Source organism: Cocleimonas flava (assembly GCF_004339015.1).
Classification (GTDB): domain Bacteria; phylum Pseudomonadota; class Gammaproteobacteria; order Thiotrichales; family Thiotrichaceae; genus Cocleimonas; species Cocleimonas flava.
The window spans coordinates 692,374-717,419 of sequence record NZ_SMFQ01000002.1 but is presented as its reverse complement, the minus strand read 5'-3'; the positions used below and the strand labels follow the sequence as shown (position 1 = coordinate 717,419).

Here is a 25,046-nt window from a genome sequence, read left to right as displayed (position 1 = left end):
TATTCGTGCGTATCAAATTTCTTAAAGCGCTGTGTATTGAATATCTGTTCTTTACGTTCAAAAGCGGTTTTTGGATTAAATAAAATCAGGATTCCAGCGGGGTAGGCCTGAAATTAAGGATAAATATTATGGTAATCAAACAAAGTATAAAAATGACAACGGGCGCATTGCTCATTGGTTCTTTTGCAATTGCTCCTCATGCTTTTGCTAAGTCAGAAGTGAAGATTTCTGGTCAAGTGAGTCGTGCGTTAACCTTTGCTGATAACGGCGTCGATGATGATGTTTTATTCACAGATAACACGAACAGCGGAACACGTTTTCGTATAACGGGTGAGACCGATGCGGTTGCTGGTATTACGGTTGGTTTCAACATTGAAACGCAATATCAGGACAATGCTTCTGATCAGGTTGATATTAATGATTCCGATTCTAGTTCTGCGTTCAGATCACGTAAGCGTGAATTATATTTCCAGGGTGGTTTTGGTAAGTTGAGCCTTGGTCAGGGCGATGGCGCGGCAAACGGTACTTCTGAGGTCGATTTCTCTGGTACTACGATTGCTGATTACTCGGGTCAGGATTTGTACGATGGCATCAGCTTTGTTGATTCATCAGGTAACGCGGTTGTTTCTAACGGTCAGGCATTTGATAACTTTGACGGTTTAAGCCGTAACGATCGTATTCGCTATGATTCTTTAAACTTTGGTCCTGTTGGTTTTGCAGTGAGTGCGGGAACAGATAAAGGCGAAATTGCGGCTCGTTATAGCCAGAAACTAGCGGGTGGTTCTAAAGTGGGCGCGGCAATCGGTTATGTTACTGATGATGCTGATGATTTCCAGCAATTGGGTTTGTCTGCCTCTTACCTTGCATCTAACGGTTTTAACATTACCGGTGCCTATGGTGAGCAATATCTTAATGATTCTCCGTTAGATCCTACGAGTGCTTACATCAAAATTGGGCAAAAGCTTGGCGCACATAACCTGTCTGTGTCTTACACCCTTACTGAAGATCAAGTTGCATCCAATGTGGAAGCTGAACGTATTAACCTTGCGTACGTTTATCATCTGAAACAAGGTGTTGAGTTATTTGCTGATTATGAAAATGCTCAGATTGATGCTGATGGCGTAGAAGACAAGAACCTGTTCTCTATTGGTTCACGAGTTAAGTTCTAAGTAGAGCTTATAAAAGCTGCGAGGCTTTTGTCCATAGTATAAATTACTGAACGTTGCATGGTTTATAAATACCTGAGTTAACCCCGAAAATTAACTCTCTGTTAGTCAACATCCTTAATTACAGTAGTTTACAAAGACAATAGGCAAGAGCCTCCCTTATTTATTCACAAGGATTCGAAATGAATGTAAAACATTATGCTGGCGCGAAAGATAGATCGTTCAAGACTTCTACTCTGACTCTGTCGATGAAGTTGCTTAGCATTGCGTCACTATCAATATTGACGATTGCTTGTTCGAGTTCGTCTTCTAGTTTTGATTCTCCCGAATTATTACCAGCAGATTCAATGATGCAGGGTCCGGGTTTATTTAGTGGTAATAAGGGTTCATACGATGCATTGGAGGCGAAAAAACCAAGTTCGGTCGTTGAAGCTAGGTCTTCTTCTACTTCTACAATGCCATCTTTATTAGCCGGTAAAGACTTGCAGCAAACCTCAGCATTACTCGAAGAGAAAATAAAACAATCGCAGCGCAATACAATTGAACTGGATTTGTTAAAACGTCAGGTAGACGAAAAGCTTCGTGCGAATTAATACGTTTATTTAAGCATGCTGTGTAAACCAGACTTTATTTGCTTATAAGGTCTCTTGGTAAATATAGTCAACGTAGTTATCTATCAGGTGATCGCTGAAGTGATCAATCTGTTTATTCTTTAAACCTGTCACAAAACCTTTCCACAGGTCAGCTTTGCGCTGTACCGCGTTTAATTCTTTTAGCTTTCCCTGTGCATCAAGATACATTTCTTTGCCCGCATGACGATAACCGAGCCACACAGGTGGCGTGCGCGTCACGATGTCGTTGTTGTTTACCCAGCGGTAGTAATCGACTTTAGCGTGATTGATATAGCGTTTTGTGCCGACTCTCGGGCTACCGAAGGTATGCACTTGTTCTGGTCGTGTATCAATATGCGATAACAGGCAACGACCCGCGCAAATGGATGCCATTGCGCCACCCAGTGAATGGCCGGTAAACCAGAGTTTTTTATCCAGATTTTGTTTGTGTGAGATCAGCATTTTTTCTAATAGCGGCCACACATCATCCACTTCTTTTTTAAAGCCACGGTGTACGTGCCCAACGGTTTCCGCCAATGCTTTGGTCGCATCTATATCGGCTTTTATATCATTCCATTCGTTTGGTTCGGTGCCACGAAAGGCGATCACGATATCCTGATCGTTGGCAAATGAGTAGGCTTGGGAGCCGTCGTTATTGTAGAAAGTGGTTCGGGTAAACCCAAGACGCAACGCTGCTTTTTCGGTCTCTTCAGGCTTTAGATAAGCAATCATGGAAAGTTCTGCAAACAATAAGGCTTTGTTGATCAAATCCTTTGCGCTTATGTCGTGTCCTTTTTCAGGGTCACATGGCGTCGAACGCAAGTTGATTTCATAAGCCTGCTGATCGGCAATAACGGGTGTTTGTTGGTCCATACTTTTGAGTGGTGTGATAGAGAATTTACTGCATTTTATAGATTAATGTCTTGAGTGTCAGCGCTACATTGTTCACTTTCGTTCACTTTCGATCAGCGGTTTTTATATGCTGTGCGTTTCTATGACGCGTCTTTCTATTAATTGGACTTTCTATCATGAGCTTTCTCATCGATATTTGATAAATGTGATTTTCTTCACAGATTTTGACGGCTTTAAATGTTTCAATAATATCTGCTTACTGAAACGTTAGGAGTCGAAATGAAATTCATAAAGTTATTGAAAGTTTCCGCATTGGTGTCATTGGCATCAACCCTGTCAATGCTGAGTGCGCCTGTTGTTGCGGATGAAGTTTCGGATCAAATAACGGTGGCTCTGGAAGCCTATAACGAGAAAGATTATAAGTCGGCAGTTGAGGAGTTAAAATTTGTCACGGCTCAAGTGCAGCAATTATATCAGGCGGAAATTCAACAGCTGATGCCAAAACCTCTGGACGGCTGGAAGGAGAGAGAACAAAAAAATAATAACGCAGCGGCGATGACGATGCTGGGCGGAATGGGCGGCGGCACCGGCATGAAAAGTGAGTTTACGCGCAATAGAGAAAACGTGATTGTCGAGGTCATGGCGAATTCACCCATGATGGGCATGATGACGATGATGCTTAAAAATCCTGCAATGATGGCTGGCCAACAAAATACCAAACCGTTTCGTTATAAAAAAGCCAAAGGCATGATTAAAACGGAAAAGAATAGATCAGAAATTACCTTAGTGCTTGCCGGTCAAATACTCATAACCCTGAAGGGAAGACAGCTAGAAGACGATGCTGTGCTAAAGGAATACCTAGAGCAATTAGATTTTGCCAAGTTGAAAGACGCGTTGCTATAACTAGGTTGCGATTGGGAGATGGTGCAGCGTAACCGTCATTCATTGGCGGTTACGCTCGTACTTTTAAAGCAGTGGATAATAACGCAATAATTATTCACTGCCTTGATCGCTTGTATGGTGAGTCAAACGTGTTATTTAAACATTGCAAACACACCCCCCTACTTATAAGCACTTTTTTAGCGCTTACGTCTCTCTAGTATCAATTAATATCAATCAGCATCATTCAGCAATAATTATCAACAGTGTAAGCAAATTCAGCAGAATAGGGTTAGATTTGCACATTTCAGTGTGCCTGCAACACTAGCGCTACACCACTTTACACTTCTTTACTTTGTCTATACCCAAGTTTGCATTTAGCTGATGCAAACTACATCCATCGTTTGAACAAACACAGCAAACGGATTAACACCTAATAATTAACTAAAGGATGGATATCATGAAAAACGTAAAACTAACATTAGCGACAACACTTTCGGTATTGGCTTTAACATTTGCTAGTGCAGCATCTGCTGATAATGGCAAGCGATACAACAATCAGAAGCAACAAGATAAAGTGTCTTTTAATAAAAAGCAGAGCAGTAATAAAAAAGTCACCAATAAAACTTTTCATGCTAAAAATATGGCGGCTAAAAAAGTCACAGTAAAAAAAGTGACGGTGAAAAAAGCAACGCCGAAGAAGGTAGTCGTCACCAAGAATATCGTGAAGAAGCCCGCAAAATCGCAGTATGTGTCGAAGAATCGCTACAATACTAAAAAAGTTGTTAAAACTAATGTGCACAGAAACGTAAATAGAACGGTAAAGACGCATTCTTACAAAGTTCGCTCAGGTGATACCTTGTACCGAATCTCTTTAAAAACAGGCGTTAGCGTGAATAAACTGGCACAACTGAACCGTATTACGAACTGGAATATCAATAATATTCGTATCGGCCAGATTTTAAGACTTTCATAATTTACAAGATGCTTAATTATCAATAGCTGACGTATTATTAGCTAAAAGGCACCCCCACACTTTGGGGGTGTTTTTTTGCGTGTTAGCACATCCTGTTCTTTACTCATTTGATGCTTATTTTTTGCATGTTACTTCGTCAAACTATTTTCATGGTCTCAACAGAGACTTTAAAACGGCTTAAAGCCATCATGTTAAATAGAGGATAATGACTATGAAAAACGTAAAATTAAAATTAGCGAGAACACTATCGGTATTGGCTTTGTCTTTTGCTGGCGTAGCATTTGCGGATAAGAGTACTCAATATAGTGAGCTCCTGCAGAATGGCGTGAGCAAAACGACAGAGACTGATAAAGCTAGCCAGTATAGTGATCGTGTTGACTTTGGTCCTGGTAACAGGACTACGACGAATCAGGCAAGTCAAACTTCAGTGGGTAGCAGTCTGTCAATGAGCGCAAAAAAAGCTAACGTTAATGTGGCTGAGACGACGGTTGATAAAACAGCCGTTAAAAATACACTTGAGAAGACCCAAAAACTGAATCTGGAATTACAATAATTTCATCAGCGTTTTATAAGGCACCCCCACACTTTGGGGGTGTTTTTTTTGCCTGTTATTTATGTGTGATTACGAAAGTAAATATTGAGTGATAAGAGGGTGAAAGGCGAGTAAAAAAACGGGTGAAAAACGGGTAAATGCCTCGCTGCGTTTGTCGGTTCGGTTTTCTTTTAAACCGACGATGTTTCATACTTGAACGATGGTAAACAGAATTCTCATTTCAAAAAGCGTCGATCTGAAAAGATCATGGATCAGTATCTTTGCGTTATTGTTTGTAACGTTACTATTGCAGGCATGTGGCAGTGAAAAATTGCTCAGCAGGGTGTCAGAGTCGGGCGTTATTCTCGCTTTCGGCGATAGCCTAACTTCGGGTGTTGGCGTAAAACCCGAGAATAGCTATCCTAGCGTTTTAGCCAGACTTACCGGTAGGCAGGTAGTCAATGCCGGAATATCCGGCGAAGTAACCGCAGATGGCTTGGCGCGTTTGGCAACAGTAATCGAAAAAACCAATCCAGAACTGATGATTCTGCTGGAAGGTGGCAATGATATTTTACGCAATAAGAGCCTTTCAGAAACCAAGAAAAACCTGTCTGCGATGATCAATTTAGCCAAAGCAGAAGGGATTCAAGTGGTATTAGTCGGCGTGCCGAAAAAGCAATTATTCTCAGATGCTGCGCCATTATATTCCGAGCTGGCAGAAGAGCATCGGGTACCGCTCGAAGCTGAAATCATCTCGTCATTAATTCGCAAACCCAAATTTAAATCAGACAGCGTCCACTTCAATGAAGCAGGCTATTCGAAGATGGCCGAAGAGATTCAGCAGTTGCTAAAAGATCATGGCGCTTTGTAAAGGCACCCCCCACCTTTGAGGCACTTTTTTTAGCTGTTATTTGAAAATAGCTAACTATCTTCCTTCTTCTGCACAAACACACTAATCAGTGCCAGCACTCCGGAAACGATCATTAACAATAATGAGACCGCATTCAGCTCAGGTGTAGAGCCTTCGCGTAACCGATCGAACATGGTGATAGTGAGTGGCGAGTCGGAGCTTGTCAGCATCAGCGTGGTATTGAAATTTTCAAAACTCATGAGAAAGGCAACGATGCCTGCGCCGATCATTGCCGGTCTTAAATAGGGCAGTGTGATGGTTCGTAACACCGACGTTTTAGTCGCGCCAAGGTTGTAAGCAGCTTCTTCTAATGAACGATCCATTTTGCGTAAACGAGCGCCGATTACCATCGTGGCAATGGTAGTAATGAAAGCGAATTGTCCGAGTATTACCAGCACTAAGCCCGGCCTTAAGAATTCAACCTCGAGATTAAATACTTCATCCATATAATTCGCCATGGAGTTGGATGAGATAAGTATCGAGATGCCTAAAATTACGCCCGGAATAACCAGCGGTAATAGCATCAGCATGTAGAGAAATTCTTTGAAACGGAAGTCGTAGCGTTCAAACAGAAAGGCATTGGTGGTGGCGACAAAGATCGACAACGCTGTTACCCAGAAGGCGATAAAGGCAGAAACGCCGACGCTTTCGAGCATCGCCGAATCGCTAAACACACCCAAACGTTGGGGCGTATCGCTGGTAAACCAGTCAAGAGTAAAACCATTCCACGGTAGCGATGGGAATAGCGAGTCATTGAAGGCAAAGGTAGCGACCACAGCTAACGGCGCAATCAGGAATATATAGAACAGCAATATATACGCGCGATACGTCCAGCGAAGCGAGGCGGGCTGTGAGATTGACGGTATCATGTCCTAACGGTCCTCATGTCCTAATACCCTCATGTCATGGTACTCGTTAGCGTTTGTCTGCTGAGTTTAAGTCCAAGCCAGACAATCAATGAGGACAGCAATAACAGCAAAATACCGAAGGCTGAGCCAAGCTCCCAATTAAAGCGAGTAATAAACTGGGTGTAAATTTGTTCGGTAAACCACAGGCTATCCTTGCCACCAAGCAGATTCGGCGTAAGGTAGTTACCCAAGGTCATCATAAATACAATAATACAACCAGAAACGATACCAGGCATCGCGTGCGGGATAACTATCTGGCGCATGGTCGTCCACATATTGCCGCCAAGGTCGTAACTGGCTTCGATGATGTCATCGTCTAGACTTTCCAAAACAGTTACTAGCGGCACCACCATAAACAGCATCGAGGTATAAACCAGCCCAACCATAATCGCGGCGTCGTTATAGAGTAATTCAACAGGGCCAGACACCAAGCCTGCCCACTGCAGCGCATTACTGATAACACCGGTTTCGCGCAGTAGAATCATCCAGCCGTAAGTACGTACTAATTCGCTCACCCAGAATGGAATCAGGCAGAGTAAAAACAGAAATGATTTTGATCTGCCACGTAACATTTTAGCGATGTAGTAGGAGACGGGAAATGCGATTAATAGCGTGAGTGCGGTTGCCAGTATCGACATAACCGCGGTGCGCATAAAGGTGCGCCAATACAGCGGTTCGGTAAAGAATTCGATAAAGTTTTTAAAGCTGAAAGCGTATTCTCTGGGCGCAGTTTGCTCACGCAGCGCGATGCCAAGCATATCGATGTGCGGAATGATCACTAGCAGTATTAGCCATAACGCAAAAGGCGCTAATAACAGCCAGAAGAATATGGAAGTGTGTTGCTTCACGTATCAGCCCTGGGATGTAAAAATTTGCTCGAAAAGCAATGTGTCTGGTCTTGAGACCAGGAAATCGTGAGGGCTTCTCCCTTCTGTAAACCTATAAATTCACCGGTTTGAGGTAAAGCGACGTGCAGTTCTTTACCAGAAGCAACATCGACGAGCAGTGCCGTGCTATTTGCGCCGTTAAAGAGTAGGTCGACGACTGTGCATTGCAGGCTGTTTTCGTTTTGATCGGCTGTTTGTCCACTCTGGACGATTTTGATAGCTTCGGGGCGTACAAATACATCAACTTTTTCGCCCACTGCTATAGGTGCGGTGCCGTTGATCTTCCCACGTAGCGCAGGGCCATTAGCAACCTGGGTGGTACAACTGACGTTATCGACTTGGGTGACTTTGGCTTGCCATTTATTCGCATCGCCAACAAAGCCTGCAACAAAGGAGGTTTCTGGGTGATAGTACAAATCAGAGGGCGTGCCGACTTGTTCGAAGGCGCCGTTATTCATCACCGCGACTTTATTCGACATCACCAACGCCTCTGACTGGTCGTGGGTAATATAGATAAAGGTAGTGCCGACACGGCTTTGCATTTGCTTGAGTTCGACTTTCATGTGCTCGCGCAGTTTCAGGTCGAGCGCACCGAGTGGCTCATCAAGCAAGAGTAATTTGGGTTCGAGAACCAGACAGCGAGCGATGGCGATACGTTGCTTTTGGCCACCTGATAGCTGTGAGATTTTCTTTTTTCCTGAGTCGCCAAGATCCACACTTTCGAGTGCATTTTTGACGCGTTTATTGATTTCGGCAGAGGCAACCTTACGCTGTTTTAAGCCGTATGCGACGTTATCCGCCACGGACATCATCGGGAATAGTGCAAGGTGTTGAAACACCATATTGGCAGGTCGTTTATTCGCTGGAACGCCGAGTACCGAACTGCCTTGAATAAGTATGTCGCCAGAATCTGGCTCGTCAAATCCGGCAATCATCCGAAGCAGGGTGGTTTTGCCGCAACCTGATGGACCAAGAATAGAGAAGAAGGAGCCTTTTTCGATTTTTAGGCTAACGTCATCGACAGCTGTAAAGTCACCGTAATGCTTATTTACATTGCGGGTTTCCAGGTCAATTATGGTGCTATTGTTTGAATTTTTCGCAGTTACGTTTTGTGTCATCGATTGGCTCAGAAATAAAAAATACCCCTCTCAGTATAAACCTGAGAGAGGCGATTCGTCCTGTATAAAGAAATAATTTAGAGAATTATTTCTGACGTTTTTTTAGCTGTTACTTTGCCGCTTTAACGCGATCCAGAACTTTACCTTCGATTTCTTCAAGGCCTGCTGGAACTGGTGGGTACCATTTAACATTATCCAGTGCTGCTTGTGGGAAGCTATCCTGGAATTGTGCTTTTAGTACATCATCAGCAAATTCATCAGCACCTTTAGATGCAGTGAAGTTACCTGCAACTGCAGTGATTTTAGCCGCGATTTCTGGCTTCATTACAAAGTTGATCCATTTGTAAGCCGCTTCATCATTCTTGCCTTTACGTGGAAGTGTGAAGGTATCAATCCAGCCTAGTGCGCCAGATTTAGGTGCAACAAAAGTGATGTCTTTGTTTTCTTTGTTTAGCTTCCATCCGCCTGTATCCCAAGCCATTGCAGCAGTTACTTCACCAGAACGCAGTAGGTTTAAGAGTGCGTCGCCACCTGTCCAGTACGTTTTAACGACTGGCTTACACTCAACCAGTTTCGCTTCAACTTTTGACATGAGTTCTGTGTATTTTTCTTTGTCAGCATAGGCAGCGAAAGGGTCTAAGCCCATTGCGAATGCAAAACCGATTAGCGTTGGACGCTTTAAACGGTAAGACACTTTGCCCATTAAGTCTTTGCTACATAGGTCGGTGTAATCTTTAACCATGCCTGCCGTTTTAGTGTTTACCACTAATCCACTAGTGCCCCAAATATGCGGCACACTGTAAACGTTGTCTTTAAACGTGGTGTTTGCCTTGGTTGCATCTAACATTGATGTGATGAATAAACCACCGTTTATCTTTGATAAATCCATTGGCTTGTAAATATCATGATTTTCTTGTGCGCCTGTTACACGGTCCTGACTTGGTTGCGCTAGGTCGAATCCAGAACCGCCAGTAGCACGAAGCTTTGAGATCATGTCTTCGTTGTTTGATTTGGTAACTTTTACATCGATGCCTGTTTCTTCTTTAAACAGTTTGATCACTTCATCTGGCGCGTATCCGCCCCATGTTAGAAGTCTTAATTCTTCTGCGTAGGTAGAAGTTCCTGCAAATAATGTTGCACTGATAAGGGGTAATGTAAGAAGTATCTTTTTTAGTTTTAGGCTTTTCATAAATTTCCTTTTTATTTGTTAGGTCTTAATTTAAAGATAAAAGTTATTGCGTAACATAGGGATTATAGGAAAAAAATATTACAGAAACATGAAAGTCTTAGGCTAAATTAGAAATCATTGAAAACTCGGGCTTATTTTGAGCCTGGTTCGGGATTAGTTTTAGGGGAAATTTACCCATGTATAATTCGTATTACTATGACATTCGATAGCGCTACATTAACGATTAGAAAGCCACTGTGGGTGGCACTGTCTGATTTATTTCTGGATACAGAACTGCAACAACATGATTTGGCCTTTATCGCACGGAGAATGCATGAGTCTGGCTATTCGCTGGAAGAAATAAACGATATCCTGATGTTCGAAGTGTTTCCCGTCTGTATTGCAAACTTGCATTCAGTGGCGGGAGAGTGGGCTGGTTTTGATGAGAAATGGGTGGTTAATGCAATTTTGTCAGCGAAGCGACCCAATCGTTTTCGACGCTGGATGAATCGTCGCAGCTTCTGGATGATAAAGAACGAGTGGGAAGCCGTTCTGGAATGTTATGAAAAACTCTAAATAAGGGTTAATCACTATTAATGATTACAAATCCCAAATTTCAAAGACCAAAGCAACCCCCCACCTTTGGGGCACTTTTTTTATCATGTAGAAACGAAGACATGATGCGTCTTTAGATTTGCTGCGCTTCAATATTTTTTCGACGACTTTGCCATTCAGCTTCAACAAAAGTAGACATTCATTTACATTTCTTTACGTGGTCGCTACCCAAATTTTCATTTGCCTGTTGCAAACTTTACTCATCGATTGAAAACAACTTCAAACGGTTACTGTTTTAATTATTTTAATAACTATTTTAAGGATGAGGATCATGAAAAACATTAAATTAACATTAGCAACCACACTTTCAGTTATGGCTTTAGCCTTCACCGGTAATGCATTTGCAGATGGCGATAGAAATCATAATAGTTTCGAACGTCAGGTTAATAAAAGCAAAGTCCAAAAGGTTAAGCATAAGAAATATGCACATAACAAAACGATAACGAAAAGAGTGGTCGTAAAAAACACACCGACTAGAAAAGTGGTTGTTACCAAAACGAGCTTTAGACAGCCTGTTGCCAATAAACATGTGAAAACCAAACGTTTTCAGCACGTTAAAAGATTTAATAAGCAGTACAATCGTTACCAGCAGCGTGTTCGTTATGACAACCGTAACAAGCGCTATAACCAGAAACGTGTGAGTAAGCAGATTGCCTATTCGGTTCGCCCTGGTGATACATTGATTCAAATTTCGTATAAAACAGGTGTGAGTGTTCAAAGACTTGCAAGATTGAATCGTATTAACAATAGAAATTTAAACCGCTTGGTGGTTGGGCAGGTATTACGTTTAATCTAGATGCTGGATGATCATTGAGTTAAATGTAAATCTCGGTTAATAAGCACTAGTAGCCACTAGTAACCATAAAGTCACCCCCCTACTTACAGGCACTTTTTAAAAAAGCCCTGTAGGTAGGGGGGTGACTTTGTTTTTTTAGTTACTGTTCTATCTTATTTAACAGATCCATTATTTCTGCAGTTTCAGGTGCATCTTCCCCATGCGTTATTTTGCTGGCGGCTAAGGCTTTTTCATAATATTGCTTAGCCAGAGCGTATTCTTTTTTAACGTTATGTATCGCGCCTAATTTTTTAAATGTATCGATAGTCACTTCGTTATTCAGCCTGATATAGCTGAGGCGGGATTCATGCATGCCGTTAATCATGCCTTTGTCTTCACGCTCATCCTGTGCTTCTTCATTGTCTTTTTTTCCGAGTCTTGTTGATAAAGATAGCTCGAAATATTGTTGCGCCTGGTCGTATTGCTTTTCCTCTTCAGCAATCAGCCCCAATTTAAAATAGGTTTTGGCAAAGCCAAATAGGTCATTTTTCTTTAGCTTCTTTTTGATCGCTAAAGATTTCAGATAATAATTTTTTTCTTCCGCGGCGTTTCCTAGTTTGTAGTAAAGGTCTGCCATATCTTCATACATGCTAGCTGTTTCAGCGGTGTTTTCTTCGCCATCATTTATTTTTTCATCGACTAATTGCTGGTAGATGGTCAGCGCTTTTTTATGCTCTCCATTTTTCATCGCCTCATTGATTGCAATTTCTTCTTTGCTTTTTGAGAAGTTATCGAAAAATTCCGGATTGGTATAGCTGATGATTATTGCGTAAATTATTATCGAGATAATGCTATAAAAAATGATGTTCGATTGACGGTTTGTCATTTAATTCCTGATGTTATTTAGATTTAATCTGATACCTTGGGAGTATGCATTTTTACCTTAGATATTCATAGAATATGGTGCACATTCTCCCAGTGCATTTTTTAGTAGGTTACAGAATTATTTCATGACGTAAGTCGATGAGTTCCACGGATAAGAATTCAGCCAGTTTTTCAGCGTCACTTAATAACTGGTCTATATCGTTGTGGTTAAGTACATTAATTCGACGTCCATTTTTGGTTAGCATATTGAGTTCATAGCATGGGTAACTTAAGCCATGCTTACTTGTAACCATTTTATTCAGTATCTGAAGTGAGATTATATTTTCAAGTTTTACCTTACGGTCGATATTATTTTTGTAAGAGCCTGTGTTCTTATCAAAAGTAACCTGTTTCACAAACGGCATGACTAAGGTGATGCCAAACGTCAAAATAGCTATTCCCACACCCCCGAGGAAAAGCGTAAAGTCGAGTTGTTTTTTGTTGTGGTAAACGATGGCAGCTAGGGCTAATAAAAACAAGCCAACCACAATATACACAAGACAAAACGCCAATGAACTCATCGTCGGCTTAAGGTCAGCAACATTGTTTTGAAATATAACGGTGTGAGACCTGAATTTTGGGCCTTTCTGTAAGATGGCTTTATTCAGGTCTATAGGCGTATCTTTTATCTTCATTTTAGTTACTCCTCCTAATTAGCTAATTCTTGATTCGTTTGTATATTGAAACCCAGTTAAAGCTCAGTTAAAGATCAATTTAAGCTCAAAAAAAAGCCCACCGAAGTGGGCTTTAATTTTACATGAATCAATATTTATTAATGCTTATTAATAAGTATCGATTACTTGTACTTCTTGATTTCACCTGATTTTACACGTGCTACAAAAGACGCTAATTCTTCTTTAACAATCGGCATTAAGAAGTAAAGACCGATGATGTTGAAGATAGACATTGCAAATATTGCCGCATCAGAGAAGTCGATTACTGCACCAAACTGGATAGTTGCACCAACGATTACAAACATACAGAAGATTAGTTTGAAAATCATTTCCATTGATTTGCCTTCACCAAATAGGTAAGTCCAGGCTTTAAGACCATAGTAAGACCATGAAATCATTGTTGAGAATGCAAACATGATTACTGCAAGAGCAAGGAAGTATTTAAAGATACCAACCGAGTCTGAGAACGAAGCTGCTGTTAATTGAACACCGGTTAAACCAGCTCCATCAAATGGTGCAACGTTTAAGCCTGCGATTGTGATGACTAATGCCGTCATTGTACAAATTACAACGGTATCGATGAAAGGCTCAAGCGTCGCAACCAAGCCTTCTGTAATTGGCTCTTTTGTCTTAACCGCAGAGTGAGCAATTGCCGCAGAACCAATACCTGCTTCGTTAGAGAATGTAGCACGTTTCAAACCTTGAATTAACGCACCAAGAACACCACCGACAACACCAGCACCGGTAAATGCGCCTTCGAATATTGCAGAGAATGCCGCACCGATTTGATCAAGGTTCATTAGAATGACGATGATACCCATACCAAGATAAAGCGCAGCCATGTAAGGAACTACTTTCTCAGTCACTGATGCAATTGAAGGCATACCACCCACGATTACAGAGAATACTAATGCAGCAAGTACCACACCTGTGATAATTCCGTACTCAGGTGGAACATCAAACGCATAGGTTAACATTGCGTGTGCCTGATTAGCCTGGAACATGTTACCGCCACCAAACGAACCAAGGATACACATCAGCGCAAAGCCGATTGCCAGTACTTTACCCAAGCCGCCGAAGCCTCTTTCAGCCATGGCGTCGCGTAAGTAGTACATGGGTCCACCAGATACTGCGCCTGACGGTAAGATGGTTCTGTATTTAACCCCCAAAGTACATTCAAAGAATTTAGAAGCCATTCCTAACAGGCCACACATAATCATCCAGAAAGTTGCGCCAGGTCCACCAATAGCGACCGCGACACCAACACCAGCGATGTTACCCAGACCAACCGTACCAGATAGTGCCGTTGTTAAGGCCTGAAAGTGAGAAACCTCACCATCTTCTTTTGCGTTAGGGTCAGAATACTTGCCGCTTACAATCCCTAGCGCTAAACCAGAGCGTCTAAATTGAACAAAACCGAAATAGAAGGTGAAAATGATCGCTGCGATAAATAACCAGCCAACGATTAATGGGAACTTGGTGCCTGCGACAGGTAAACTATAGAAAATAAGATTAACAAACCAACCTAAATAATCGTTAAAAAATGTATCAACCCCACTACTGACTCCAGTAAGCAATGCACTGAATGAGCTTGGTTCTTCTTCAGCAGCAAATGCTCCGAATGATAGTATTGTTAAAAATATCCCTATGAGATATCGATTGAGTGTTTTCATAAATAACAGCCTTTAGTTTTTTGTGTAGGGTGAAAACGAATACAACTGTAGAATTAATACAGAAGTAATCACTGTGGTTTTTAAATTAGTCGAAAATACTATCTATTAAAATGCGCAAGACAGTACATTGAATAAAACTATAGTAAAGATTTTCTAAAACTCTGTAAGAATTTTAAAAATAAGTATAAAAAACCGTATATATTGAGTTTATTAGGATTAAAATTAAATAATAATACTTTTTGCAATAGATTGTGCTGTGTAAGGCGCCTCTGGCGTAAGGAAAGTAGCGTAGTATGTTGCTAATCACTTTTATTGATGGAAAAACAGTTGCTAGAGGATTTACAAAAGCGTTATTTGCGCCTTACTTTTTTTACTTCATCTAACAGCCATTGCCTAAATATTTTTACACGCGGCAAATTAGATTTAACGTTGGGGTAAATCAGATAATAAGAAAATTTAAGTGGGATGTCGGTATCTTCAAAAAGTTTTACTAATTGCCCGGTTTTTAGCTCGTCATTGACCACCACATCACCAACCAGAGCAACGCCTTGTCCGCGGATAGCAGCTTCCGCTAAGAGATTATGTTGTGAAAAATGCAGGCCATGACGGCCGTCTATTCCTTTGGCACCAACGGTAGCAAACCACATTTCCCAATCTACATGCGTGTTGTCGATGAAGAAATAATCGCCATGCGCATGCAGCAGTGTATGGTTTTTAAGATCCTCAGGGGTTTCCAGTTTGTCTTTTCTTTTTAGGAGTTCAGGGTTGCAGACAGCGATTACGCTCTGGGAGAACAGATAGTCTGCTTCTAGTCCCGGGTATTCTCCAGTGCCAAAACGAATCCCAACATCAATATCGTCATTAATCAAATCAGCAAGATCATTACTGGCATCAATTCTCACATCTATATCGGGAAATTCGTGCTGAAAGCTACTCAGGCGCGGCATTAACCAGCGCGAAGTAAATGTCGGAGATGCCGTAATAGTTAGCGGCTTATCGTCGTTTTGTTTACGAATTAAATCGATGGCGTGCGCCATATTATCTAAGCCTTGTGTCAGTAAAGGCAGGCAGATTTGCGCTTCATCGGTCAACAGTATCAGTCGATTTCTGCGTTTGAAAAGTTTGATATTTAGATAATCTTCCAGCACTTTAACTTGCTGGCTAACCGCGCCAGGGGTGACGTTGAGCTCCTCAGCCGCTTTTGAAAAACTTAAGTGACGCGCGGTGGCTTCAAAGGCTCGAATTGAATTGAGTGGCGGAAGACGACGCATGATTTGGGTGTTCTCAATCCTTTTCGCAATAGAATTTCTAAAGCATAGCTTAGATCTAATCGTTTGTTAAGCGCACTGTATTCCTTGATTATTCTCACATGGCAACGAAAAGCCAAACATTAAGTAAGGCACAATGAGGAGAATATCTAAAATGAAAAACAATAATCAACAATATCAGAGAAAGTTTGAAAGACAAGTGAATCACTTATCCGGCTTTGTTGGAATGCCGATACGGAGTGGACGTCAGCCAACGCTTTCAGAAATACGCGAGAACGATAGGCAGATTTTGGAGCAGCAAGCTAAAGGTGTCGAACCCAGAAAAAACAGCCTGCTACAGAGAGTGTTTGCAAAGCTTACGGCAACAACCACAAATGCCTCTAGTCATACGGTTAAGGCAATAAACACAATTAGCACAAAGAGTGACAAGGCTGTTGAAAAAAAACGAAAGTCAAAAGAGCTAGTTAGAAATGGTTCGGTCTGTTGCCATTAAGTGTGCGAATATTATCGTTGCCTTTTGACGTGACGATAATTCAGAAAAGCGATAGCGATGCCGAATAAGGTGAATAGACCTCCAAACAGGTACCCAAACTCACCAAAGCCTTCTTTGTATAATGAGAAGCCAATAAAACCAAGACCCATGAGTAAAAAGAAAATAGGGGCGACATAGCCACCTCCCTTTTTAAAATCTTTTTGCGATGCAACGGTGCTCTTGAGTAAGGCTATCGAATCTTTTGCATTGGTCGCGCATTCATCAGAGCAAGTAATGCCGCCACCAATATCGGTGGCGCACTCTGTGCAAATGCCTTTAAGACAGCTTTTGCATACGCCAACGGCATCATGATTATGGTGGTTGTAACACTTCATTGGTTTGCCCGTTTAGGATGAGTTAAGAATCATAATAATATATGATTTTCGCTGATTTTTAAGTGTGTTGATCAGCTTTTTGAAGCTTGCATCTGCCTGATTCTACTACGCTCATTGAAGCCCTTTCCTAGACTGTTGGTAGTTTTCCATCTAATATTTGTTAGAGTGAAGTTTTTATAGAAGCTATTTTTGGCAGACGTTATTTTGAATAGTTGTTTTTAAATATAGGCTATTGTCGATTGATTTAAGCCAGCTCACTTTTACTCACATCATTTTAGATAAGGGATATGACTATGTTTATTCGAACACTCTGTATTCTCGGTTTAGCTGTTTCGATTTCAGCCTGTAATTTAACCGATAGAATGGCAGGGTCGGCGCAAAAAGGTCCGTTCAAAGAAGGGGCGACGGTTTATTTATACAGCCTTGATTATGAAGGGTATCGTGATGGTTACGATGAAGATGATAGACAAGTTTCCGATGATCAAGGAAGGTTTTCGTTTAAAAATGTATCAAATGGCTGGATTGAACTGAGAGTTTCGGGTCGCTACTTTAACGAATATACAGGTAGCCATAGCGATGAAGCGCTAGCTTTAGATGCGATAACAGAAAAAGATAGTTTTAACGATAAAGCGAATATCAATCTATTCACACATTTGGCCGCAGCGCGAATCTTCGAAAGGCTTCGAGACGGCAGAAGTATGTATAACGCATGGAGTAGAGCGCAAACTGACCTGAGAGAAGTGTTCGGTTTAAAACGAGTAACCGATGATATCGATCGCGGTGCTGAAGAACTAAGCGTTTTAGGTGGCGAAGGAGGCTTTAGCGAAGATAATGCAAACTTGTTGTTATTTTCAGGTGCCTTTCTAGCCATTGATGGCGATGCTACCAAGCTCTTATTATTGGCAGATGACTTTGCTGATGATGGAAGATTTAATGGTGTGGGCGAAGCTACGTTTAATGAAATAGCAGCTGCCGCGAGTGAAGCTGGGTTATTAACAAAGCTTTCCAATAACTTGAAAGCCAATGGTGCTGAAAACCCACCAGACCAAGACGATATGCCAGTATTGCCTGCTTGGGTTCAGTAATTGATCCTTACTCAGTTTATAAGAGAACAATAAAAAAGAGGCAGTTAGCAAGTCTGCCTCTTTTTATTATAGGAATAAACATTGAAAAAAGTGCCCTTATACACGCTATATTCTAGGGTCTCCTTTCAGTCGAGCTATAACTAAGCTCTGGCATAAATTCGTTATAGCGCTTTAAAAAAAACAAAGCGAAAACTCATTTAAGTAGGGGTGACTTTAAACTTTAACCGCCTCAATGGTTGCCGCAACCACATAATTTTCCACACCAATTCCCGGTGCCCAGTCCTGAATAAATTCCTTAGAGGAATCTTTTGGTTGTATCGCAATATCCCTAAAGCCTGCTGCTTCCAGATCATTCGTTAGATCATCAATAAGTGCGGCATTGCCCATACAGCCTGCTATTAGTAGTGGGTCGTTACGCATTTCTTCTGGTAGTTCAATCGTTGCGACAACATCAGATATGGCAAGTCTGCCGCCTGTTTTTAAAATACGATACGCTTCTTTGAATACCTGACCTTTGTCGGGTGAGAGATTGATCACGCAGTTAGAGATAATCACATCAACACTATTATCGGCGACTGGCAGGTGTTCGATTTCTCCCAGGCGAAATTCAACATTGCTGAATTTACCCGTGTTGGCATTATTGCGTGCCTTGCTAATCATATCCGGAGTCATATCGATGCCGATCACGTGCCCCGTCTCGCTTACAGCGGGTGATGCCAGAAAACAGTCGAAACCACCGCCAGAACCAAGGTCGACAACCGTCTCGCCAGCTTTCAGTGCGGCAATCGCCTGCGGATTACCACAACCTAATCCCATATCAGCACCAGAAGGAACGGCATTAAGTTCAGCCTGTGAATAACCTAAACGGGTTGAGATTAGGGTGTTTATGGCTTCATCATCGGAGGTTCCACAGCAACTCGCTGCTGGTGCATCGCAATCATCTTCGGTGACTGCGTTGGCAACCTTTGCGTATTTTTCACGGACATTTTCGCGGAAAGTATTATTTTTTGCCGCAGTGTCAGGCTGTGTTTCATCACAACAGCTTGGAGCACAGCAATTTTCATTTTCACTCATGGTTTCACCTTTTGTTGTTCGTTTGTTCGAGACATTATTCGAGATGCTATTCAAAACACTATTCAGTAATGTTGTTCTTCAAGCGGGACAGTTTTTATCAGGGCGCTTCAAGTCATCTGTTTAATATCACTATTCACTTTAAAAAAATCGGAGAGCTGATCAAGCAGTTGCGGTTCAATCCAGCATTCGATGTTTTTACCATTGCGTCGTGACTGGATTAAGCCTGCCCGGAGCAATTCTTTGAGATGATGAGAGACGGTCGAAGGCGCTATTTCTAAATCTTCGCCCAGTTCTCCCACGGTAAAACGAATCGCATCTTCGACCGAGCAAATTGTTCCCGGAACACAGCAGGTCGACAGGCGTTGAAAAATCGCCAGACGATGTGGATTGCCCAAAGCTTTAAACATTTCGGCGCGTTTATGAATATCATTACTATAGTTCGACATATATCGAACTATAGTAATGAAGTATTGTATTTGTCAAATTAAATATTAATGAAAGAGTCTTTTTGAAAACCGTTATGAAGTTATTTTTTGGTAAAAAGTGAGTCGACGTTTTGATTTTTTAAGCAAAAAAAGAGCCAGTAAAAACTGGCCCAAAACATGGAAATGGAGATTTCTGTTATTTCATTTAATCAATGAAGTAATCAATCATTTGATCAAGTGCAGATTTATTTATCTGCACTTTCTTTATTGCCCGTAAGGATAAAGTTAATTGCAACACCTAACAGTAATAACTGGAATTCAAAGCCACCCATAGGAAACTCTTCCGTCGCGACAAAAGAGAAGCGTGGGAAATGGAACATGAAGATTGCGCCAAGCATCACAGGAGCCGCTGCTAAACCAGCCAGACGTGTTACTAAATCTTTCTTTGGAAAACTTGCTACGCCTCCTACAATGGCGCCTACACCTGCTAAAACTTCTGCAATAGCAACTAACGCTAGAAGAAAAACGGGCATGCCCATCATTTCGGCAGAACCTGATAGGTTGGCAAATTTACCAGCGCCATGAAAAATAAAAGTAGCCGCAAATGGTATGCGGATAAACCAGTGTGCAAATGTGTTCATTATGTTGTTTCCTATTTAAATTTTAGTTGTCCTAATTAACGCAGAAGTATTGTGAGTAGATGCAAATCTGAATGTTTGATGACGAGCGGTAGAGAGATTAGAGCAAGATATTAACCGCACGAGTATCTGTAAGAACAGGCTTGAAACGGCGATAAACGCAGGCATGATGAAATAATGTTATATTCAAAATAATGGTAAAAAAGATTGCTGAGGAAATATTATAAATAGAAGATTATTTTCAATCTTCAGGTGGGAAATGAATCCTGCAAAAAACAATAAAGTGGTAATTTAGGTTAAAAACGACAGTAAAAACCCTAATTAATTCCTGCTAGTGGAAAATGAGGGAGAAAGCATCGATGATCTATTCATAGAGTGGCGATTCGGGGTAATTAATCCCCTAACATTTAAAATGAAGAAAAATGCCCCCAAAGTAGGGGGGTGGCCAGAGCTAACAAAGAGACTAAAAAAAGAACCTGGAAAAGAGGTAAATAAGAAGTTATTTCGTTTATTCTCAATCATGCCTCTGCAACATGCCTCTATTAACAAAAGTCAGACGTAGTTAAAGCACAATAAAACACAACAGGAAAAACCAATGGCACGTACAAAAGTAGAATTTAAAAATAAGCAGGGTGAAACCCTTGCTGGATTATTAGAAACGCCAGATTCAAATCAACAAGCGCTGCGTTATGCGATATTCGCCCATTGTTTTACGTGTAGCAAAGATGTCGCCGCCGCATCGCGAATTAGTCGCTCATTAGCGGCCAAAGGCATTGCGGTGTTTCGTTTCGATTTCACCGGACTGGGAAATAGTGATGGTGATTTTGCCAATACCAATTTTTCGTCTAATGTCGATGATTTGCTGGCAGCCGCAAAAATGCTGGAAGACGAATACCAGGCACCTAGTTTATTGATAGGGCATAGTTTAGGTGGTGCAGCCGTACTTAGTGCAGCACATCAATTACCGCTGGTTAAAGCGATTGCAACCATTGGATCACCTGCCACGGCAGATCATGTACAGCATCTGTTTTTAAATGCCGTGCCAGAACTGGAAGCAAAAGGTGAAGCGCGCGTAAAAATCGGTGTACAAGAATTTAATATCAAAAAGCAATTACTCGATGATTTAAACGAGAATGCCTCTTCCGATCATATTGCTAATTTGAAACGACCTTTGCTAATTTTTCATTCGCCTGTTGATACTATCGTGTCCATTGACGAAGCAGCAAAGATCTATCGCGCGGCTAAACATCCAAAGAGTTTTATCTCGCTGGATAATGCGGATCACTTATTGAGTAATCGCCACGATTCTGAATACGTAGGTTTGACCCTAGCTGCCTGGGCGAGTCGCTATCTGGAAATAGATTCAGCCGAGTTTGAAGCATCACAAGGAACTGCACCAAAAGTAGAACATGGCGAAGTAGTTGTAACCGAGAAGAATAAGAAATTCTTACGTGGTTTATACAGCGATAGTCATCAATTCTTGAGTGATGAACCAATCAGCGTCGGTGGCACCAATCAAGGTCCTGCACCGTATGATTTGTTACTCATGAGTTTAGGTTCATGTACCTCTATGACGATTCGCATGTACGCTAATTTCAAAAAACTACCGCTGGATGACATCACGGTTCGTTTAAAGCATGAAAAAATCAACGCGGAAGAATGCGAGGAATGCGAAGGCCGTAAGGGTAAAGTCGATCGCATCACGCGTTTTATCAGTTTTAAAGGTGATTTAACAGACGAACAAAAACAGAAGATGATCGAAATTGCAGACAAGTGCCCAGTGCATAGAACGCTGGAGAACGATCCGATTGTTTTGACGCAGATGGTTGAAGATTAATATCAATTTCAGTGAGTTAGATATTCACTGTTTATAGTGGTATCACAAAAAAAGCCCCCAAAGTAGGGGGGTGACTTTTAGTTTAAACTCCCCTACGTCAAAATATAGTTAACAATTGCACTAAACCGACTTTCTACGATTCATAATTTGTCGGTTTTAAATCAGCAAATATCTCGAGATTGCGCTACCCTTACTTTTTTATCTGACTTGCGTTTGTGTTGTCGTCTACAACACGCCGCAATGAATAATCATGGAGCATGAAAAAGAATGAGCATAGTACGTAAACAATCTACCGATAGAATGAGCAAAATCGTTATTAACAATAACAGCAATATCTATCTTTCAGGCCAGGTTGCAGATGATGTAACGGTAGGCATTCAAGAGCAAACAACAAGTTGCTTAAACAAAATTGATGCATTACTTGCAGAAGCAGGTAGCGATAAGAATCACATTTTATCAACGACCATTTTCATCAAAGACATGAAAGATTTTGCAGCGATGAATGAAATCTGGGATGCATGGGTTGCTGATGGAGAGAAGCCAGCAAGAGCGTGTGTTCAGGCTTTAATGGCGCGCGAAGAAATCCTTGTAGAAATTTGTGTGACAGCTGCGGTTAAATAATGAAAGCGGCGATAAACTTAACGCTAGGTCTTGCATTGTCTTTGGGTCTTGTCGCTTGTGGAAGCGTCGAGACCAAAGGCGACGGTACAAATAACGCATCTGTTAAAAAAGAGTCGGTTGCCAATTATTATTCTGGCTATTTCTTCGATGCGGCAATCAGCGGATTGAATGTTGTTCCGTTAAAGAATAAAGCATCAAAGCCAAAGATGAAAAACTACATTCGTTATGACAATGTTCGCTGGCAACTGACGGGTAAAGTAGACGGTGGAATAGTCGTTCGTGTGAGAGAAAATGCACGCTCAGCAAATACCATCGGTACCATTAAAGGCAAACCTCAAGTCTCTTTCATCGCACTGGAAGGTCAGAGAAAATCTACCGTTGCGCGATTGTCAAAATCAAAAGATGTATTTGTTGATGGCTCGGGTGTTGTGTCTTCAAAAAACTACGCGACCGATAATCGTTTGCCTGCTGGAGCTTATATCATCCGTATAAAAGTTCACGGTACTGAAAACTGGGATCGAAAAGAAGTCTATATCGAAGTTAAGTGATACCCGATACAAAACCGCTAGTACTGTATTAATTCTTTTTGCATTTAACAAACAAAAAGATCCTATCATTCAAAAACGGGAAGCGAACTTCCCGTTATAAGAGCGGGTCATCAGATAAAGCTAACTGGAAAATACACCCCCCCACTTTCAGGGCTTTTTTCAGGATGACAGCATTGCTCTATATTCAATCATCAATTGAGGCCATACTTTCGAGCAACGGTCTTTTTATTACATACGAACAAAGGTAAAGAATGTCGAAAGTCGATTTTAATAATAGCTACGCCAAGCTACCACAGAGCTTTTACAGCAACACACAACCAGACCCTGTTGAACAACCAGGCTTGATAAAATTTAATCACGAACTGGCAGAACAACTTGGTGTGGCTGGCTTGTTTGCTGATGAAGCAGAAGCGGTTGAATTCTTTTCCGGTAATAAGATTCCAGAAGGGGCAGAGCCCATTGCAATGGCCTATTCAGGGCATCAATTTGGTGGTTTTTCTCCGCAACTTGGAGATGGCCGCGCGATTTTACTGGGTGAAGTTAAAGACAAAGACGGAATTCGTCACGACATTCAACTGAAAGGTTCGGGAAAAACACCTTGGTCGCGCGGTGGCGATGGTCGTTCGGCACTGGGCCCTGTGATACGCGAATACTTGCTCTGCGAAGCCATGCATAAACTCGGTGTGCCGACGACACGTGCACTCGCGGTTGTAACCACCGGTGAAAAAGTGATGCGTGAGATGCCGAAGCCTGGAGGAATCCTGACTCGTGTTGCCACCGGTTATGTGCGCGTCGGTACGTTCCAGTATTTTGCAAGCCAAGGCAATATTGATGATTTGAAAAAACTCGCAGCGTATGAGATTGGACGTCACTACCCGCAAGCTAAGAGAGGGTTTTCTCCGGCTGATGGCTCTTCTGCAGCTGATGGCTCTGAGCAAGAAGTGAAAAAGCCTTATGTTGCTTTCTTGAAAGAGGTTGTGAATGCGCAGGCTAAATTAATCGCTAAATGGATGTCACTCGGTTTTATTCACGGCGTGATGAATACCGATAATATGTCGATTGCGGGCGAAACCATTGATTATGGACCATGCGCATTTATGGATGAGTTTTCGCATAGTCGCGTATACAGTTCCATAGATCAGCAAGGTCGTTATGCGTATAAAAACCAGCCACAAATTGGTCAATGGAATTTAATTCGATTTGCCGAAACGTTGCTGCCGTTATTTGCCGAATATGTCACCCCAGAACAAGGTAAACCAGAAGAAGTGGTGGTGCTGTTCGCACAGGAAGTTTTGAATGAGTATGAAGCTATCTACAAACATTATTGGCTAAATGAAATGCGTCAAAAGCTGGGTTTGCAGACCACAGAGTTTTTGTTAACCCCTGAAAAAATCATGGAACAAAAACTCAAGAAAGCTTCAGCTGAAGGCGCTGCAAAAGTTGCTGCTGAAGGCTCTCCTCAAAGTGCTTCAGATAAGCCCGCACAAACTCCTACACAAGAAGAGATCGAAGAAAACCTTGTTGAAATAGCTAAAGCACAACAAACGAATGCAGACGATCATGCCTTAATTGCACGACTGCTGGACGTTATGCAAACCGGTAAAGCTGATTTTACGCTGACTTTTTATCATCTCTCTCAAGACCTTGAAAATTTGGAAAATGCACGAGACTTGTTCGAAAACCCAGATGATTTTGATGCGTGGGCAAAGAAGTGGTTGTATCGCCTAAAGCAGGAAGACACAACAGCCGCAGAGCAACAAGCGCTGATGCAAAGTGTCAATCCTGTTTATATTCCACGTAATCATCAAGTCGAAGCAGCGATAAGAGCCGCTGAAGATAATAATGATTTCAGCGTGTTTAATGAATTGCACGAGGTGTTACAACATCCTTTTGAGTTTCAGGAAGGCAAAGAAAAGTATATGTTGCCGCCGAAACCTGAAGAGGTTGTGCTGCAAACGTTCTGCGGTACTTAATGTTTAAGGTCATATTAGCAGGCGTGTTTAGCGTATAAGCTT

General features: G+C 41.7%; 27 protein-coding genes. 14 read left to right on the top strand and 13 right to left on the bottom strand.

Annotated features, from left to right (window positions below; genetic code table 11):
- Positions 1–128: 128 nt before the first annotated feature.
- Both EV695_RS03300 and EV695_RS03295 read left to right on the top strand, forming a co-directional pair.
- Positions 129–1,169, top strand: coding sequence for a porin (locus EV695_RS03300; protein ID WP_131904482.1), 1,041 nt, complete (start codon positions 129–131; stop codon positions 1,167–1,169).
- A 179-nt stretch (positions 1,170–1,348) separates the two neighbouring features.
- Positions 1,349–1,759, top strand: a complete 411-nt coding sequence (locus EV695_RS03295; RefSeq protein WP_131904481.1) for a hypothetical protein — start codon at positions 1,349–1,351, stop codon at positions 1,757–1,759.
- A gap of 42 nt (positions 1,760–1,801) precedes the next feature.
- On the opposite strand, the gene EV695_RS03290 is transcribed toward EV695_RS03295, so the two are convergent.
- Positions 1,802–2,650, bottom strand: a complete 849-nt coding sequence (locus tag EV695_RS03290; RefSeq protein WP_131904480.1) for a lipase family protein — start codon at positions 2,648–2,650, stop codon at positions 1,802–1,804.
- Between the two features lie 258 nt (positions 2,651–2,908).
- On the opposite strand from EV695_RS03290, the gene EV695_RS03285 reads away from it, so the two are divergent.
- From EV695_RS03285 to EV695_RS03270, 4 genes are all read left to right on the top strand, one after another.
- Complete coding sequence (locus tag EV695_RS03285; protein ID WP_131904479.1) at positions 2,909–3,532, top strand: hypothetical protein; 624 nt, start codon at positions 2,909–2,911, stop codon at positions 3,530–3,532.
- Positions 3,533–3,968: 436 nt separating this feature from the next.
- Positions 3,969–4,484 (top strand): LysM peptidoglycan-binding domain-containing protein, encoded by a 516-nt coding sequence (locus tag EV695_RS03280; RefSeq protein WP_165874602.1) that lies wholly within the window; start codon positions 3,969–3,971, stop codon positions 4,482–4,484.
- 211 nt (positions 4,485–4,695) lie between these two features.
- Positions 4,696–5,037 carry a hypothetical protein gene (locus tag EV695_RS03275; RefSeq protein ID WP_131904477.1) on the top strand — a complete coding sequence of 114 codons (342 nt, stop codon included), beginning with the start codon at positions 4,696–4,698 and terminating at the stop codon, positions 5,035–5,037.
- Between the two features lie 199 nt (positions 5,038–5,236).
- Positions 5,237–5,887, top strand: coding sequence for an arylesterase (locus tag EV695_RS03270; protein ID WP_131904476.1), 651 nt, complete (start codon positions 5,237–5,239; stop codon positions 5,885–5,887).
- Positions 5,888–5,937: 50 nt separating this feature from the next.
- On the opposite strand, the gene EV695_RS03265 is transcribed toward EV695_RS03270, so the two are convergent.
- The 4 genes from EV695_RS03265 to EV695_RS03250 all read right to left on the bottom strand — a co-directional run bounded on the left by EV695_RS03265 (position 5,938) and on the right by EV695_RS03250 (position 10,028).
- The gene (locus tag EV695_RS03265) at positions 5,938–6,582 is read right to left on the bottom strand and encodes an ABC transporter permease (RefSeq protein WP_207906933.1); all 645 of its coding nucleotides are present in this window, start codon (positions 6,580–6,582) and stop codon (positions 5,938–5,940) included.
- A gap of 242 nt (positions 6,583–6,824) precedes the next feature.
- Positions 6,825–7,682: an ABC transporter permease gene (locus EV695_RS03260; protein WP_207906932.1), complete on the bottom strand. Its 858-nt coding sequence runs from the start codon at positions 7,680–7,682 to the stop codon at positions 6,825–6,827.
- Entirely contained in the window at positions 7,679–8,839 is a 1,161-nt protein-coding gene (locus EV695_RS03255) for an ABC transporter ATP-binding protein (protein ID WP_131904474.1), read from the bottom strand. The genes EV695_RS03260 and EV695_RS03255 overlap by 4 nt, the downstream gene beginning before the upstream one ends.
- Before the next feature lie 109 nt (positions 8,840–8,948).
- A complete protein-coding gene (locus EV695_RS03250; protein WP_131904473.1) occupies positions 8,949–10,028 on the bottom strand; it encodes an extracellular solute-binding protein in 1,080 nt (359 codons plus the stop codon).
- 195 nt (positions 10,029–10,223) lie between these two features.
- Here EV695_RS03250 and EV695_RS03245 point away from each other — a divergent pair, with 195 nt between their 5' ends.
- Both EV695_RS03245 and EV695_RS03240 read left to right on the top strand, forming a co-directional pair.
- Positions 10,224–10,583, top strand: a complete 360-nt coding sequence (locus EV695_RS03245; protein ID WP_131904472.1) for a DUF7079 family protein — start codon at positions 10,224–10,226, stop codon at positions 10,581–10,583.
- A gap of 310 nt (positions 10,584–10,893) precedes the next feature.
- Positions 10,894–11,418, top strand: a complete 525-nt coding sequence (locus EV695_RS03240) for a LysM peptidoglycan-binding domain-containing protein (protein ID WP_165874601.1) — start codon at positions 10,894–10,896, stop codon at positions 11,416–11,418.
- A gap of 139 nt (positions 11,419–11,557) precedes the next feature.
- Here the strand turns inward: EV695_RS03240 and EV695_RS03235 are convergent, their stop codons facing one another.
- From EV695_RS03235 to gcvA, 4 genes are all read right to left on the bottom strand, one after another.
- On the bottom strand, positions 11,558–12,283 hold the full coding sequence (locus EV695_RS03235; RefSeq protein WP_131904470.1) for a tetratricopeptide repeat protein: 726 nt from the start codon (positions 12,281–12,283) through the stop codon (positions 11,558–11,560).
- A gap of 109 nt (positions 12,284–12,392) precedes the next feature.
- Positions 12,393–12,956 carry a hypothetical protein gene (locus tag EV695_RS03230; protein ID WP_131904469.1) on the bottom strand — a complete coding sequence of 188 codons (564 nt, stop codon included), beginning with the start codon at positions 12,954–12,956 and terminating at the stop codon, positions 12,393–12,395.
- Between the two features lie 161 nt (positions 12,957–13,117).
- The gene (locus EV695_RS03225; protein WP_131904468.1) at positions 13,118–14,668 is read right to left on the bottom strand and encodes an alanine/glycine:cation symporter family protein; all 1,551 of its coding nucleotides are present in this window, start codon (positions 14,666–14,668) and stop codon (positions 13,118–13,120) included.
- Between the two features lie 350 nt (positions 14,669–15,018).
- Positions 15,019–15,939 carry a transcriptional regulator GcvA gene (gcvA, locus tag EV695_RS03220; RefSeq protein ID WP_131904467.1) on the bottom strand — a complete coding sequence of 307 codons (921 nt, stop codon included), beginning with the start codon at positions 15,937–15,939 and terminating at the stop codon, positions 15,019–15,021.
- A gap of 151 nt (positions 15,940–16,090) precedes the next feature.
- Here gcvA and EV695_RS03215 point away from each other — a divergent pair, with 151 nt between their 5' ends.
- Positions 16,091–16,429: a hypothetical protein gene (locus EV695_RS03215; protein WP_131904466.1), complete on the top strand. Its 339-nt coding sequence runs from the start codon at positions 16,091–16,093 to the stop codon at positions 16,427–16,429.
- An 11-nt stretch (positions 16,430–16,440) separates the two neighbouring features.
- On the opposite strand, the gene EV695_RS03210 is transcribed toward EV695_RS03215, so the two are convergent.
- Positions 16,441–16,803, bottom strand: coding sequence for a hypothetical protein (locus tag EV695_RS03210; protein ID WP_131904465.1), 363 nt, complete (start codon positions 16,801–16,803; stop codon positions 16,441–16,443).
- Between the two features lie 293 nt (positions 16,804–17,096).
- Here EV695_RS03210 and EV695_RS03205 point away from each other — a divergent pair, with 293 nt between their 5' ends.
- Complete coding sequence (locus tag EV695_RS03205) at positions 17,097–17,888, top strand: hypothetical protein (protein WP_131904464.1); 792 nt, start codon at positions 17,097–17,099, stop codon at positions 17,886–17,888.
- 213 nt (positions 17,889–18,101) lie between these two features.
- Here EV695_RS03205 and EV695_RS03200 read toward each other — a convergent pair whose 3' ends face one another.
- The 3 genes from EV695_RS03200 to EV695_RS03190 all read right to left on the bottom strand — a co-directional run bounded on the left by EV695_RS03200 (position 18,102) and on the right by EV695_RS03190 (position 20,028).
- Positions 18,102–18,962, bottom strand: a complete 861-nt coding sequence (locus EV695_RS03200; protein ID WP_131904463.1) for an arsenite methyltransferase — start codon at positions 18,960–18,962, stop codon at positions 18,102–18,104.
- A gap of 107 nt (positions 18,963–19,069) precedes the next feature.
- Positions 19,070–19,408 (bottom strand): ArsR/SmtB family transcription factor, encoded by a 339-nt coding sequence (locus tag EV695_RS03195; protein WP_131904462.1) that lies wholly within the window; start codon positions 19,406–19,408, stop codon positions 19,070–19,072.
- Between the two features lie 224 nt (positions 19,409–19,632).
- Positions 19,633–20,028 (bottom strand): DoxX family protein, encoded by a 396-nt coding sequence (locus EV695_RS03190; RefSeq protein WP_131904461.1) that lies wholly within the window; start codon positions 20,026–20,028, stop codon positions 19,633–19,635.
- A gap of 592 nt (positions 20,029–20,620) precedes the next feature.
- On the opposite strand from EV695_RS03190, the gene EV695_RS03185 reads away from it, so the two are divergent.
- The 4 genes from EV695_RS03185 (at position 20,621) to EV695_RS03170 (ending at position 25,004) form a co-directional block, all read left to right on the top strand.
- Positions 20,621–21,862 carry a bifunctional alpha/beta hydrolase/OsmC family protein gene (locus tag EV695_RS03185; RefSeq protein WP_131904460.1) on the top strand — a complete coding sequence of 414 codons (1,242 nt, stop codon included), beginning with the start codon at positions 20,621–20,623 and terminating at the stop codon, positions 21,860–21,862.
- A 267-nt stretch (positions 21,863–22,129) separates the two neighbouring features.
- Positions 22,130–22,483, top strand: coding sequence for a RidA family protein (locus tag EV695_RS03180; RefSeq protein WP_131904459.1), 354 nt, complete (start codon positions 22,130–22,132; stop codon positions 22,481–22,483).
- Positions 22,483–23,031 carry a hypothetical protein gene (locus EV695_RS03175; RefSeq protein ID WP_131904458.1) on the top strand — a complete coding sequence of 183 codons (549 nt, stop codon included), beginning with the start codon at positions 22,483–22,485 and terminating at the stop codon, positions 23,029–23,031. Before EV695_RS03180 ends, EV695_RS03175 begins: the two co-directional genes overlap by 1 nt.
- A gap of 251 nt (positions 23,032–23,282) precedes the next feature.
- Positions 23,283–25,004: a protein adenylyltransferase SelO gene (locus tag EV695_RS03170; RefSeq protein ID WP_131904457.1), complete on the top strand. Its 1,722-nt coding sequence runs from the start codon at positions 23,283–23,285 to the stop codon at positions 25,002–25,004.
- The last annotated feature ends 42 nt before the right edge of the window (positions 25,005–25,046 follow it).